At 68.2% G+C, this 14,338-nt stretch carries 13 protein-coding genes; 5 read left to right on the forward strand and 8 right to left on the reverse strand.

All coding sequences use genetic code 11. The features are described 5' to 3' along the window. Positions 1–32: 32 nt before the first annotated feature. From APZ21_RS04630 to APZ21_RS04655, 6 genes are all read right to left on the reverse strand, one after another. Entirely contained in the window at positions 33–1,013 is a 981-nt protein-coding gene (locus APZ21_RS04630; RefSeq protein WP_156370659.1) for a hypothetical protein, read from the reverse strand. Positions 1,014–1,539: 526 nt separating this feature from the next. Further along, complete coding sequence (gene fadD8 / locus APZ21_RS04635; protein ID WP_054812042.1) at positions 1,540–3,141, reverse strand: fatty-acid--CoA ligase FadD8; 1,602 nt, start codon at positions 3,139–3,141, stop codon at positions 1,540–1,542. A 411-nt stretch (positions 3,142–3,552) separates the two neighbouring features. Continuing rightward, positions 3,553–4,326 (reverse strand): VOC family protein, encoded by a 774-nt coding sequence (locus APZ21_RS04640; RefSeq protein WP_054811944.1) that lies wholly within the window; start codon positions 4,324–4,326, stop codon positions 3,553–3,555. A gap of 237 nt (positions 4,327–4,563) precedes the next feature. Further along, positions 4,564–5,073 (reverse strand): Uma2 family endonuclease, encoded by a 510-nt coding sequence (locus tag APZ21_RS04645; RefSeq protein ID WP_239476487.1) that lies wholly within the window; start codon positions 5,071–5,073, stop codon positions 4,564–4,566. Between the two features lie 150 nt (positions 5,074–5,223). After that, positions 5,224–6,297, reverse strand: a complete 1,074-nt coding sequence (locus APZ21_RS04650) for a tartrate dehydrogenase (protein ID WP_054811945.1) — start codon at positions 6,295–6,297, stop codon at positions 5,224–5,226. Continuing rightward, positions 6,294–7,763: an NAD-dependent succinate-semialdehyde dehydrogenase gene (locus tag APZ21_RS04655; protein ID WP_054811946.1), complete on the reverse strand. Its 1,470-nt coding sequence runs from the start codon at positions 7,761–7,763 to the stop codon at positions 6,294–6,296. Before APZ21_RS04655 ends, APZ21_RS04650 begins: the two co-directional genes overlap by 4 nt. Before the next feature lie 150 nt (positions 7,764–7,913). Between APZ21_RS04655 and APZ21_RS04660 the strand changes: the two genes are divergently transcribed. Together APZ21_RS04660 and APZ21_RS04665 are read left to right on the forward strand one after the other, a co-directional pair. After that, positions 7,914–9,155 (forward strand): aspartate aminotransferase family protein, encoded by a 1,242-nt coding sequence (locus APZ21_RS04660; RefSeq protein WP_054811947.1) that lies wholly within the window; start codon positions 7,914–7,916, stop codon positions 9,153–9,155. An 11-nt stretch (positions 9,156–9,166) separates the two neighbouring features. Beyond that, a complete protein-coding gene (locus tag APZ21_RS04665) occupies positions 9,167–9,661 on the forward strand; it encodes a DUF3830 family protein (protein ID WP_054811948.1) in 495 nt (164 codons plus the stop codon). Positions 9,662–9,703: 42 nt separating this feature from the next. Here the strand turns inward: APZ21_RS04665 and APZ21_RS04670 are convergent, their stop codons facing one another. Together APZ21_RS04670 and APZ21_RS04675 are read right to left on the reverse strand one after the other, a co-directional pair. Continuing rightward, on the reverse strand, positions 9,704–11,104 hold the full coding sequence (locus tag APZ21_RS04670; protein ID WP_082392839.1) for an amidase: 1,401 nt from the start codon (positions 11,102–11,104) through the stop codon (positions 9,704–9,706). A 13-nt stretch (positions 11,105–11,117) separates the two neighbouring features. Then, positions 11,118–12,083, reverse strand: coding sequence for a D-2-hydroxyacid dehydrogenase (locus APZ21_RS04675; protein WP_054811950.1), 966 nt, complete (start codon positions 12,081–12,083; stop codon positions 11,118–11,120). A gap of 83 nt (positions 12,084–12,166) precedes the next feature. Between APZ21_RS04675 and APZ21_RS04680 the strand changes: the two genes are divergently transcribed. From APZ21_RS04680 to APZ21_RS04690, 3 genes are read left to right on the forward strand one after another with little or no spacing between them, the layout of a single operon-like run. Then, positions 12,167–12,910, forward strand: a complete 744-nt coding sequence (locus APZ21_RS04680; RefSeq protein ID WP_239476492.1) for a maleate cis-trans isomerase family protein — start codon at positions 12,167–12,169, stop codon at positions 12,908–12,910. 11 nt (positions 12,911–12,921) lie between these two features. After that, on the forward strand, positions 12,922–13,668 hold the full coding sequence (locus APZ21_RS04685; RefSeq protein WP_054811952.1) for a maleate cis-trans isomerase family protein: 747 nt from the start codon (positions 12,922–12,924) through the stop codon (positions 13,666–13,668). Continuing rightward, entirely contained in the window at positions 13,655–14,317 is a 663-nt protein-coding gene (locus APZ21_RS04690) for a GntR family transcriptional regulator (RefSeq protein ID WP_054811953.1), read from the forward strand. The genes APZ21_RS04685 and APZ21_RS04690 overlap by 14 nt, the downstream gene beginning before the upstream one ends. The last annotated feature ends 21 nt before the right edge of the window (positions 14,318–14,338 follow it).

Here is a 14,338-nt window from a genome sequence, read left to right on the forward strand (position 1 = left end):
TCATCCCTGACAGGGCCGTCACCGCGCGAATTCTACGCGACCGGCCCCTGATCCGTCTCGATCATTACAGGGGACGGCGGGCATCCAGCGCCGGGCACCGTGATCACTCCACGCGGAAGTATTTCGCCGGCTGGACCGGCTGCCGCGCCGCTGAGATCGAGTATGCGGCGCAGTTCTCCGAACCGCAGCAGCGCCACATCGTCGGGTTCGTCCAGGAGTCCCGCCGCGCTCATCCGGCTTCCGATCTCCCACGCGGCGCAACCCCCGAGTTCCTGCACCCGGCGCACTCGCGGCCGCAGGGTGTCGCGGGCGAGAGCGAGTTCGCCCAGCGCGGAGCCGTATTCGACATCCTCGGCCGTCGACGGTTCGACGGTGGGCGGTACGAGTGCCGCGCTGATACGCGGCGCGGCCAAGGCGAGAACTACCGGTAGTTCCGCCACGACGCGCTCCGGCGGGAGTCCTCGCAGGTGCGCGTGCCCGAGGGCGTCGAGCGCCATCGCCGCCGCCGTCGGCGCGGATTCACCGTTGCCGCTGAACATTCCGGTCAGTGCCTGGTAGCCGTGTAGTGCGGCCAGGGTTGTCCTGGCCTTGTCGAGCACGGTGACGAGCGCCGCGTCGGAGAGCTCCGGCAGCTGCGGCAGCTCGGCGAGGTCGGTGTCGACGCGCTCGCAGAGCCGTCGCGCGAGTTCGGGCAGCGCGGCGGACAGTGTGCCCACCCGAACCTGGCGCACCCCGGGCCGCGGATCCAACAGCCGCAGCGGATTGGGCCGCGGCAGTGAGATGCCGAGAACCTTCAGATCCGTGACCGCGACCCCGAATACGGCTGTCGCGACGGGCGACTCGAGCAGGATGTGGGCGGCGGCGCCCGTGAGGCCCAGCGCGGTGCGCACGCCGTCCGCGAGGGGTGTCAACCACAGGTCCCGCTCCAGCGGGCGCAACGGACAGAGGGAAGTCTCCGCTCGATCGGAGAGTGCGACGATATCGGATCGCTTCGCGCCGGTGCTGAGTGTCATCGAACTGCCTTCGGGGTGAACGACGGTGGTGTCGGCGACGGAACCGGTCGGTGCGCGCGACCGGCGGGTGCGGGCGGAGCTCGTGCGGTGCGGGCATCGCGGCCCCAACGCGAAATTACGGACACATCGACGATAGCGGCGCGCACCGAAGTCGGGGTCGTCTCGATGGCTTCCCACGACGCTAACTCTCGGCGCCGTTCGACGCCACCGGGACACGGCCCGAGCAGATCCCGTGCCGCCGCGATGGACTGGACCACGACGCCGCACTCGGCGACCTGACGTCGAATCCGGTGGCATCCATGGACGGAACGCCTATCCGAAGGTGAATTCGATCGGCGCGGCGCATCCGGCGGCGCTGGCGCCACGCCAACCAGGCAGATCCGCGACGTGGGCCGGCTACGGTACGCCATTGCGCCGGAACCGTTCTGGTTGGTGAAACAGGCGGGCACTCGGTGGGATCGACCCCGCCGGGCGATTCGCCGCGAACTCGACAAGTTCGTGGCGAACCGCCCGGCGGGCCGCGGAGTCAGCCGATCGCCCGGTCCGTGCCTTCCCAGAAGCGCGCCCGGATGGACTTCTTGTCCGGTTTGCCAAGAGCCGTGACCGGGACCGAGTCGACGATCTCGACACGCTTGGGCGACTGGATCGAACCCTTGCGGTCCTTCACCGTGGCCTGGATCTCGGCGGTCAGGGTGGCGACCGCGGCCTCGTCGCGGGCGGCGTCGGCGCGCAGCACCACCACTGCGGTGACCGCCTCACCCCACTTCGGGTCAGGAGTGCCGATGACGCATACCTGCGAGACCGAGGGATGTTCGGCGATGACGTCCTCGACCTCACGGGGAAACACATTGAAGCCGCCGGTCACGATCATGTCCTTGGTGCGGTCCACGATGAACCAGAAACCGTCCTCGTCCTCGCGTGCGAGGTCGCCGGTGTGCAGCCAACCGTCGCGGAAGGTGTCGGCGGTCTGTTCGGGCAGACCCCAGTAGCCGCCGGACACCAGCGGGCCGCTCACGCAGATCTCGCCGATCTCGCCGCGCGGCACCTGCTTGCCGTTCTCGTCCAGCAGTGCGGTGCGGGCGAGCAGGGTCGGGCGGCCGCAGGAGGTCAACCGCTTCTCGTCGTGGTCACCCTTGGCGAGATATGTGATCGCCATCGGCGCCTCGGACTGGCCGTAGTACTGGGCGAATATCGGGCCGAATCGCCGGATGGCCTCGGCCAACCGGACGGGGTTCATGGCGGAGGCGCCGTAGTAGACGGTGTCGAGCGAACTCAGGTCGCGGGTGTGCGAATCCGGGTGATCCAACAGGGCGTACAGCATCGAGGGCACCAACATTGTTGCGGTGATGCGTTTTTCCTCGATCGTGCGCAGCACCTCGGCCGGATCGAACTTCGCCAGCACGATCATCTCGCCGCCCTTGACGACGGTCGGGGTGAAGAAGGCCGCGCCCGCGTGCGAGAGCGGGGTGCACATGAGGAATCGCGGATTGGACGGCCATTCCCATTCCGCCAGTTGGATCGTCGTCATCGCGGTGATCGATCCCACGGTCGCCATGACGCCCTTGGGGCGTCCGGTGGTGCCGCCGGTATAGGACAGTCCGCCGATGTGGTCGGCCGGGAGCTCCGTGACCGTCAGCGGGCGGGGTTCGTAGCTCTGCGCGGCGGCCGCGAGATCGACCGCGACATCGGCGAGAATCGCCGGAACCGGTCCTATCGTGAGAACCTGGGTGAGCGACTCGACCCGCTCGACCAGCGCCAGCGCGCGCTCGGCGAACGCGGGATTCGGGTCGATGATCAACGAGGTGACGCCGGCGTCGGCGAGCACGTAGGCGTGGTCGTCCAGTGACCCCATGGGATGCAGCGCCGTTCGCCGGTAGCCTCGGGTGCTGCCGGCGCCGATGGTCATCAGCACTTCGGGCCGGTTCAACGCCAGCAGCCCGATCGCGGCCCCGGTTCCGGCTCCCAGCGCTTCGAGTGCCTGGACATACTGGCTGATGCGCTGGGCGAGTTCACCACCGGTCATGGTGGTGTCGCCGAGGAACAGCACCGGCTTGTCCTTGTTGCGTTCGAGCGCGGCCGCGGTCAGGTGACCGGTGTGGACCGGTTGCCGCAGCAATTCGTTACTCATCGGCGCCGACTCCTGCCTGACGTGATGACTGTGGCGAGCATCGGAGCCCTTTCCCTCGGTGCGATTGCCTGCGTGCCGAATGAGCACGTCGTTCGAAGCGTTCAGAACCTCCGGGCGGCGGAGGAGTTGCGGGCGGGAAAGCACGAAGTGATCACGGTCCTCATCGGTCGACGTTCGGCTCCCTGTCGCAATCGGCTCGGGTCGATGGCCGACCCGGCCTGTCGGATATTACAGGTGTCAATACGTCTGTAAAGGGTGCCTGTCCATATCCGCTGGACAGGTGAGTGCACGCTACTTCGCGGCTCGGGGGCGTTCCCTGTGCTGGTGGAGGCGCTGTCGTGGCCGAGCCGAGGGCTGACGAGGATGGGCCGGTCGCCACGGCGACCGGCCCATCGTCATCGATGCCCTGATTCAGGCGTTGAGGCGAATGATCGAGAAGTGCGCGCCCTGCGGGTCGGCGAGCACCGCGAACCGGCCGATCGGAATGTCGGTCGGCGGGACCGAGACCGAGCCGCCCAGTTGCGCGGTCCGGCGCGCGGACGCGTCGCAGTCGTCAACCGCGAAATAGACCATCCAGTGCGGCGGCACCTCGGCGGGCCACTGGTCGTTCATCTCGACCATGCCCGCGATCGAGCGGCCGTCGACCTTCCACTCGGTGTAGGTGCTGTCACCGAACTCACTGGTCGTGCCGTCCCAGCCGAACACCTCGCGATAGAACGTCTCGGCGGCATCGATATCCCGGCAGGCGAGTTCGCTCCAGCAGTAGGTATTCGGTTCGTTGACCAATCCCGCGCCCGGGAATCCGCGCGGCTGCCAGATGCCCGCCACCGCGCCCATCGGATCGGCGAAGATCGCCATGCGACCCTGTCCTGGGATGTCCATCGGCTCCACCAGCAGCTGTCCGCCCGCGACCTGCACATTCTTGGCCGCGGCGTCGGCGTCGGAGACAGTCACATATGTCGTCCACGCGGGTGGCTGCCCCGGGTCCATCGTCGGCATGGCCGCGGCCACCTCGTGACCCTCGGCATCCGTGAACATGGTGTAGCCGCCGTACTGCGGATCGGGCGAGGTCTGGGCCTGCCACCCGAACAGATCACCATAGAAGCCCTTCGCGGCCTCCATATCGGTCGTCCCCAGATCGACCCAACACGGGACCCCCGGTTCGTACGAGCTCTTCTGCGGCATAACGCGGCTCCTCTCGAAACTCGACGGGTACCGACCCCCGGACGAACAGGACCGGCCCCCAAAGCCTAGGCAACCGGAGCTCTCACCACGTCTTATTCGCCACACGTCGCCTCGAACTCTCCGAGAATTCCGCGCCGCGAGCACACGGACCGCCGTGTTCGGGCGGTCACCAGGGTGGCGGCGCGGTCGGCGATGGCGCGGCCGAGCCGGTCGGTGGTGGCGGTACCGCCGAGAATGCTACGGCTGTTCAAGGACGTCGAACGGTATCGTCGCCTCGACCGGATCATCGAGCAGCAGCACCCGTCGATGAACCGTGTGCACCAGATAGCGACGGCCCGACCAGTCCAAGCGGTAGTCCTCGATCTCCTCGATGCGTTCTTCTTTCTGATCCAGCCGAACGATCAGATACCGCGGGATCTCCGCGGCCGCGTACTGAATCCGCTTGTCGGTGATATCGACGTCTATGGTCGATTCGGATGTCACCTCGACCACCAGCAGAATGTGGTCACGAACCCTGTTCACGTCGTATGGTTCGCAATCACGGATCCAGATATCCGGATAGCGAATATTCAACCTGCGGTTCGGCATTGGGGAATCCGTGTCGGCGAACCGTGCGGCCACATCGGAATCGACCACCAGGCAAGGCCCCCCGCTACGACGCGCCGACTCTAGTAACCCGGCCAATCTCCGTACCACACGACTGTGAGTCGGGCTCTGGGCCGTCAGCCGGATGACACGCCCGTCCACGATCTCGATATCACCGAATTCGGCTGTCGCCCCCTCGGCGAACTCCTCGGCCGTCACGCGCGGCGTCTTCGGCTCGTCGGGAGAGCTCATACCGGACATCATTGCAGCCCGGCCCGGGCGGCGGACGACGACGTGCTCCGCGTGCACGGTTCAGCTGACGTTTCCGGCGGTCACCAGGGTGGCGGCGCGGTCGGCGATGGCGCGGCCGAGCCGGTCGGTGGTTGCGGTACCGCCGAGGTCGGGGGTGCGATGGGCGCCTTCGGCGAGGATGTCGCAGACGGCGCGGTCGATCGCGGCGGCGGCGTCGTGTTCGCCGAGGTGTTCGAGCATCATCGCACCCGCAAGTATCTGCGCGACCGGGTTGGCGATGCCGAGGCCGGCGATATCGGGGGCGCTGCCGTGGACCGCCTCGAACATGGAGGGGGCACTGCGGTCGGGGTTGATATTGCCGGAGGGAGCAAGGCCGAGTCCGCCGGTGACCGCGGCGGCGAGATCGGAGAGGATGTCGCCGAACAGATTCGATCCGACGATCACGTCGAGCCGATACGGATGCAGCACGATCTCCGCCGCGAGCGCGTCGACGTGCATACTCCGGGTCTCGACCAGCGGGTAGTCGGCGGCGATCCGCTCGAAGACGCTGTCCCAGTAAGGCATCGAATGGATGAGGCCGTTGGATTTGGTGGCCGAACACAGCCTGCCCCCGCGTTCGGCGGCGCGCTCGAACGCGTAGCGGATGATGCGTTCACAGCCGGTCCGGGTGAACACCGATTCCTGGAGGACGAATTCGTCCGGGCGGCCCGGGTTGTGCGTGCCGCCGATCTCGGAATACTCGCCCTCGGAATTCTCGCGCACGATCAGGATGTCGAGGTCCTCGGCGGTGCGATCGCGCAGGGCCGATTCGGTTCCCGGTAGCAGTCGCACCGGACGCAGATTGACGTACTGGCCGAAGGCGCGCCGCAGCGGAATGAGCAGACCCCACAGCGAGATATGGTCGGGCACACCGGGAAAGCCGACCGCGCCGAGCAGGATGGCATCGAATCCGGCGAGTCGCTCGGGACCGTCCGGCGGCATCATCGCGCCCGTGCGCAGATAGTTCTCGCACGACCAGTCGAATTCGGTCCACTCGATTCCCGGTAGCACGGCGTCGATGACGCCGATGGCGGCGGCGGTGACGTCGACACCGATTCCGTCGCCGGGAATGGTCGCGATGCGGTACTGGCTCACAGGCGTACTCCGATGTATTTCGTCTCGAGGAATTCGTCGATTCCGATCAGGCCGCCCTCGCGACCGAGTCCCGATTCCTTCACCCCGCCGAAGGGCGCCGCCGGATTCGACACGACACCCTGATTCAACCCGACCATTCCGGTCTCCAGCGCCTCGCAGACCCGCAGGCCGCGCCGCAGGTTCTCGGTGAACACGTAGCCGACGAGCCCGTAGGGGGTGTCGTTGGCGCGCGCGATCACCTCGGCCTCGGTATCGAAGGGCAGGATCGCCGCGACCGGTCCGAAGATCTCGGTGTGGCACAGTTCGGCGTCGTCGGGGACGTCGGTGAGGACGGTCGCCGGATAGAAGTGGCCGGGTCCGTCGGCCGCGACACCGCCGATGCGCACGGACGCGCCGCGCCCGACCGCGTCCGTGACCAGCCGCTCGACCTTGGCGACCGCGTCGGCGTCGATCAGCGGCCCCACCACGACACCGGCTTCGGTGCCGCGCCCCATGGGCAGCGCCGCCATGCGGGCGGCGAGCCGGTCGGCGAATTCGCCGGCGATACCGCGCTGGGCGAAGATCCGGTTCGCCGCGGTGCACGCCTGCCCGACATTGCGCATCTTCGCCGCGAGCGCGCCCTCCACCGCCTCGTCGAGGTCGGCGTCGTCGAACACGATGAACGGCGCGTTGCCGCCGAGTTCCATCGAGGTCCGCATCACCGTGCGGGCGCACTGTTCGAGCAGATGCTTGCCGACCGCCGTCGATCCGGTGAAAGACAGTTTGCGCGAACGGCTGTCGAGGATGAGCGGTGTCATGACCGCGCCGGGATCGGTGGTGGTGACGACGTCGACCACGCCCGGGGGCACGCCGACCCGGTCGAGGATGTCGGCCAGCGCCAGCATCGACAGCGGTGTCTGCTCGGCGGGCTTGATCACGCACGTGCAACCCGCCGCCAGGGCCGGGCCGATCTTGCGGGTGCCCATGGCCATGGGGAAGTTCCACGGTGTGATGAGCAGGCTGGGACCGACCGGCTGCTTGGCGACGAGGAATCGCGCGCCACCGCCGGGGGCGGGAAGATAGCCGCCGTCCGAGCGCACCGCCTCCTCGGCGAACCAGCGGAAGAATTCGGCGGCGTAGCTGACCTCGCCGCGTGCCTCGGTCAGCGGCTTGCCCATTTCCATGGTCATGATCAGCGCCAAGCGCTCGGTCTCGTCGAGCATGGTCCGGTGCGCGCGCATGAGCAGATCGGCGCGTTCCCGCGGCGGGGTGGCGGCCCAGCCCGCCTGCGCCCGCGCGGCGGCGGCCAGCGCGGCGAGTCCGTCGTCGGGGGAGGCGTCGGCGACCTCGAGCAGGGTGGCGCCGGTCGCCGGATCGTGGACGGGCATCGTCGCGGACGTCTCGACCCATCGGCCATCGATGTAGAGCCCGGTGGGGACCGAGGCGAGAGCATCGCGCTCGGCGGTGGAGATTGTCTCGGCGCGCATCGGCAAGGGTCCTTCCCGTCGCTGTCGCAGCAGGCGGCCATTGCTGCGAACCCTGCGACCATGTTATGCATATTGTCAACAATCCGACAATAGACAATGACCGTACGGCATCCGCCGTGGACGGCACATCAGGCACGGAGGGCGGAGCACATGACCGAACTATCGCCAGTCCTTAGACAAGCCACCCCGGTGACCGTCGACCACGGCTCGGGCTGCTACCTCTACGGCACCGACGGCAATCGATACCTCGACTTCACGGCCGGTATCGGCGTCACAAGCACCGGCCACTGCCACCCGCGCGTGGTGGCGGCCGCACAGGCCCAGGTCGGCAAGCTGATCCACGGGCAGTACACCACCGTCATGCACCGGCCGCTGCTGGAACTCACCGAGCGACTCGGCACGGTGCTGCCCGAAGGACTCGACGCGCTGTTCTTCGCCAATTCCGGCAGCGAGGCGGTCGAAGCCGCGTTACGTCTGGTCCGCCAGGCCACCGCGCGCCCCAACGTGATCGTCTTCCACGGCGGATTCCACGGCCGGACCGTGGCCGCGGCGACGATGACCACCTCGGGAACCCGTTTCTCGGCCGGATTCAGTCCGCTCATGTCCGGTGTGCACGTGGCGCCGTTCCCCACCGCGTTCCGCTACGGCTGGTCCGAGGCCGAGGCCACCGACTTCGCGCTGCGCGAACTCGACTACCTGTTCGCCACCCTGACCTCGCCCGCCGAGACCGCGGCGTTCATCGTCGAGCCGATGTTGGGGGAGGGCGGCTACATCCCGGGCAACACCGCCTTCTTCCAGGGGTTGCGCGAACGCGCCGACCGGCACGGCATCCTGCTGGTCGTCGACGAGATCCAGACCGGGTTCGGCCGCACCGGAAAGTTCTTCGGCCACCAGCACTTCGACGTCCGCCCCGATGTCATCACCATCGCGAAGGGCCTGGCCAGCGGTTTCCCGTTGTCGGGCATCGCGGCCTCGCGGGAGCTGATGTCGCGGGCGTGGCCGGGTTCGCAGGGCGGGACCTACGGCGGCAACGCCGTGGCCTGCGCCGCCGCGGTGGCGACCCTCGAGGTCATCGAATCGGAGAAGCTGGTCGAGAACGCCGCGGCGCGCGGCGATCAACTGCTGACCGGTCTGCGCGCGAACGCATCCAAGGCCATCGGTGACGTGCGCGGACTGGGTCTGCTCGCGGGAGCCGAATTCACCACGGCGACGGGAGAACCCGATACCGAGACGGCGGCGGCCGCGCAGCGGCTCGCGGTCTCGAAGGGCCTGCTGCTGCTGACCTGCGGCGCGTACATGAATGTGGTGCGGATGATTCCGCCGCTCATCGTGACCGACAGCCAGATCGACGACGCCCTCGCCATCTGGTCCGACGTTCTGGCCGAGTTGTAGGGAGCGCGATCATGGCCCGCTTCATCACCATCACACTCACCGAATCCGCGGTGAGCTGCCGCGCCCGACTGCTCGACGCCGAAGCGCCCGGCACCTGCGAGGCGGTGTGGAACGCGCTGCCCCAGGAGGGTGATGCCTTCCACGCCAAATACGCCCGCAACGAGGTCTACACGTTGGTTCCGCGGATCGGCGCGGCCCCGCACCGGGAGAACCCGACCGTGACCCCGATACCCGGCGACGTCTGCCTGTTCGATTTCGAACCATGGGAGATCGGCAATCCCGCATACGGTTACGAGCCCGGATCGACGGCGCATCACGATCAGGGCGCGACCGATCTCGCGATCTTCTACGGCCGCAACAACTTGCTGATCAACGGCGACGTCGGCTGGGTGCCCGGCAATGTGTTCGCCACCATCGAGGACGGTCTCGCCGATATCGCCGCGGCCTGTAACGCGCTGTGGCGCAACGGTGTCGGCGGACAGACGCTGGCCTTCGCCCGCGCCTGAGATTCGCCGCGTCCGCTCGTTCGCGGGCGGACGCGGCGGGCGTCATACGGACAGAACGTATTCGGCGTAACGGGCGAGCGCCAGCACCAGATCGTCGGAGTGACGGGGGCCGACGATCTGGAGCCCGACCGGCATACCCGCCGCCGTGGTCCCCACCGGCAGGCTGATCGCGGGCTGCTGGGTCATGTTGAACGGGTAGGTGAACGGCGTCCATTCCGCCCATCCGCGCATATCGCTGCCCGGCGGCACATCGTGTCCCGCCTCGAATGCCGTGATCGGCACGGTCGGCGTGATGAGCACGTCGTGGGCGGCGTGGAACGCACCCATCGTGATACCGAGCCGGGCCGCGACATCGCGGGCGTCGAGGTAGTCGACCGCGGAAATGCCTTCGCCGCGTTCCCATACCGCGCGCAGGCCCGGGTCGACGAGTTCACGCGAACCGGCCGGGAACTTCGCCAGCATGGCCGCCGCGCCGGCCGCCCACAGTAGCTCGAAAGCCGCACGCGGATCCTCGAAGCCGGGGTCGGCCGCGGTGACCCGCAATTCGGCATCGGCGAGCCGCCGTACGGCGGCGTCGACAAGTGCGGCGACCTCGGGATCGACCCGGGCATAACCGAGGGTCGGTGAATACGCCACGGTGAGTCCGCGCACATCGCGTGACATCTGGCCGCGGAAGGTGGTCACCGTCGGCGCCAGCGCGGTGGGATCGCGCGGATCGGGCAGCGAGAGGATATCCATGAGCAGCGCGGCGTCCTCGACCGTGCGGGTCATCGGTCCGGCGTGCGCCAGCGGACCGAACGGACTCGCGGGGAACAGCGGAATCCTTCCGTGGGTGGGTTTGAAGCCCACGATGCCGCAGAAGGAGGCGGGAATGCGGATACTGCCGCCGCCGTCGGTGCCGACCGATACCGGTCCCATACCGGCGGCGACCGCCGCCGCGCTGCCGCCCGAGGAACCGCCCGCGGTGGTCGTCGTATCGACCGGATTGCGGGTGATGCCGGTGAGCGGGCTGTCGGTGACCGCCTTCCAGGCGATCTCCGGGGTCGTGGTCTTGCCGAGGAAGACCATGCCGTCCGCGCGCAGCCGCGCCGCGACCGGGCTGTCCACCGTCCACGGACCGCTCGGATCGATCGCGGCGGACCCGCGGCGGGTCGGCCAGCCCTCGGTGAGGAAGACGTCCTTGATGGAGATCGGCACGCCGTCGAGCAGTCCGCGGGCGTGACCGGATTGCCAGCGCGCCTCGGAGTCCTTGGCCTGCACCAGCGCACGATCCGGGTCGACCAGGCAGAACGCGTTGATGGCGCCGTCGCGCGCCGCGATGGCCTCCAGGGTGGCCTCGGCGACCTCGACCGGCGACAGCGTGCCCGCGCCATACGCGGACACCAATTCCACCGCCGTCATGGCGGTCGGATCGGTGGGTAGGTTGTTCCGGGGGTGGCTCATGGCATGGGCTCCTTCAGCCGGGCACGTACCCCAGCTCCTTGTCGACGACATTGTCCAGTGGTCGCTCGGCGATCCAATTGTCGAAATTCTCGGCGAACGCGGTGACGATGCCGCGCCGCCAGCCGATGAAATCACCCGAATTATGCGGGGTGACAACGACATTCGTCATCCGCCAGAGCGGGTGCGCGCTCGGCAGCGGCTCGGGATCGACCACGTCAAGCGCCGCGCCCGCGATCGTCCCGTCGCCGAGCGCGGCGACGAGATCGTCGGTAACCACAAGTTCCCCACGGCCGACATTGACAAACCTCGCATGGGGTTTCATCGCCGCGAACGCCGTCGCGTCGAACATGTTCCGGGTCTGCGGCGTGAGCGGTGCGATGGCGATCACATAGTCCGCTCGTGGCAGTTCGGCGTGCAGATCGACGCCGACCGTGCCGAAGTCGGGATCATCGGCCCTGGCGCGCCGTCCGACCCCGCGCACCGACATGCCCGCGGCGCGCAGCAGCCGGGCGATGGCCCGTCCGATGGGGCCGGTGCCCACGATCAGTGCGGTCGTGCCCGCGATGCGCTCGGATTCCCGGTGCCGCCACGTGCCGTGCTGTTGCAGCCGCAGCGAACCGGGCAGATCCTTGGCGAAGGACAGGATCTGACCGAGCACGTACTCGGCGATGGCGGTGTCGAAGAGGCCGCGCGTATTGGTCACCACGACGTCACTGGCGCGCACCTCGGGGAACATGACCGGATCGACGCCGGTGGAGCCCATATGGATCCAGCGCAGCCGGTCCGCCGCGTGCCACGCGCCGGGGACGGCGCGGGTGAGGAAGTCGTAGACGAACAGGATATCCGCGCCGCGCAGCGCTTCGGCCAGCCCCGATGCATCGGTGTAGCGGACTTCGGCCCGGTCGGCGATCCGGGCCATGTGATCCGCGTCGGGTAGTGCCTCGCCGTGCAGGACGGTGATAATCGGGTCCTGTTCCACATTGACACACTAGAAACGCATCGTATGATTGTCAACAATCCGATCGTGTTCGGAGGTCTACCCGGCTGAGCGCGAGAGGGGCCATAGTGGAACTCAGCTTCCCCCTGATAGAGGGCCCCGTCGCACAAAGGGGCATCGGGATCATCGCGCCTTTCGACCTGGCGCTCGAACGAGAGCTGTGGCGATGGGCGCCGCTCGAGGTGAGCCTGCACCTCGCGCGCACCCCGTACGAGCCGGTCCCGGTGTCGCTCGAGATGGCCGAGCTGGTCTCCGACGCGGTGCACCTCACCGCCGCGACGCGCAATGTGCTGCACGTCGAACCGGAGGTGGTCGCCTACCTGTGCACCTCGGGGAGTTTCATCAAAGGGCTCGACTACGAGCGTTCGCTGCGCGACACCATCTGCGCGGCGGGCGCCCTCGACGCGGTCACCACCTCCGGCGCCTTGGTCGAGGCCATCCGCCATCTCGACATCAGCAGGATGTCGGTGATCACCCCGTACGACGAGATCCTCACCCACAAACTGCACGATTTCCTCGGCGAGGCGGGGTGCGAGGTGGTCCGGTCGGACCACCTCGGATTGGGCGGCGGCATCTGGAAGGTCAACTACCGCACCATCGCCGAACGCATCGTCGGCGCCGACGACCCGAGCGCCGAGGCCATCTTCGTCAGCTGTACCAACCTGCCCACCTACGACGTGATCGAGCCGCTGGAACAGCTGCTCGGCAAACCCGTGCTCACCGCCAACCAGCTCACCATGTGGGCCTGTCTCGGCCGGATGAAGCTTCCGACGATGGGGCCGGGGAAGTGGCTACTCGACGTCTTCTGAACGGATACCCCATGCGCGCACCGACCATCGGCTTCATCTACCCCGACCACGCCGCCGAGGACGACTACCCACTCGCCGCGACGATATTGGCCGAGGCGGGTCTGGACGTGGAGCTTCCGGTCGCGCACATCTACGGCACCGACCTGCACGCCGTCCCCGAACTGCTCGACCTCGGCAGTGCGGAGAAACTGCGCCGCGGCGCGGAGTTGCTCGCCCCGCACCGGCCCGCCGCCGTCGTCTGGGCCTGCACCTCCGGCAGTTTCGTCTACGGTCCGCGCGGCGCGCGCGATCAGGCCGTGGCGCTCGAGGAAGCGGCGGGGGCGCCCGCCACGAGCACCAGTTTCGCCTTCACCGATGCCGCGCGCGCCCTGGACGTGCGCACGGTGGCCGTCGCCGCGAGCTATCCCGATGATGTCGCCGGGCTGTTCGTCGAGTTCCTGGCCGACGCGGGCGTCGAGGTCGTATCCATGTCGAGCGCGGGTATCGACACCGCGGCCGAGGTCGGCACCCTCACCGCGGCGCGGGTCCGTGAGTTGGCCGTGACCAACGATCACCCCGACGCGCAGGCCCTGCTCATTCCCGACACCGCCATGCACACCCTCGCGGTGCTCCCGGAACTCGAAGCGGCACTGGGCAAACCGGTCCTCACCGCGAACCAGGTGACGATCTGGTCGGGCCTGCGACTGGCCGGGCTGAGTACCGCCGCGCCCGCGCTCGGTACCCTGTTCGCGGAAAGGCGGGACCATGTCGATCATTGACTTCGAACCGGTGCACAGGCAGTCGACCGCGGAGATGATCGCCGACCGGCTGCGCGAAGCCATCATGCGCGGCAATCTCGCCCCCGGCTCCCAACTCGGCGAGGCCGACCTCGCCGCCCGTTTCGAGGTCTCGCGCGGCCCCATCCGCGAGGCCATGCAGCGACTGGTGTCGGAAGGGCTGCTGTACAGCATCCGCAATCGAGGCATCTTCGTCATCGACCTCACCCTCGAGGACGTGGTGGACATCTACCGCGCGCGCACCGCCATCGAAGGCGGCGCACTGGAATTGATCCTGGACGGCCGCCGCGACCGCGCGGACGCCGCCATCGCCCCGTGTGTCACCCGCATGTGCGAGGCCGCCGACGGCGGTGACGCCGTCGGCGTCTCCGAAGCCGATCAGGCGTTCCACGAGGCCCTGGTCGACAGCGCGGGCAGTCCGCGTCTGGTGCGCGCCGCGCGCACACTGTTGATCGAGACCCGGATGTGCCTGGGAGCGCTCCAGACGACCTACCCTGATCTGCGCGACCAGGCCCGTGAACATGTCGAATTGCACGTGGCGATCGCCGCTGGGCCGCCGCAGCGCGCTCGCGCACTTCTGGTCGAGCACATGGAGGACGCGGTTCAACGTTTGGGCGGCCGAACGGTCTGACCGACGTTTCGCAGACTCGGT

It is taken from the genome of Nocardia arizonensis, from assembly GCF_001310275.1.
GTDB classification, from domain to species: Bacteria; Actinomycetota; Actinomycetes; order Mycobacteriales; family Mycobacteriaceae; genus Nocardia; species Nocardia arizonensis.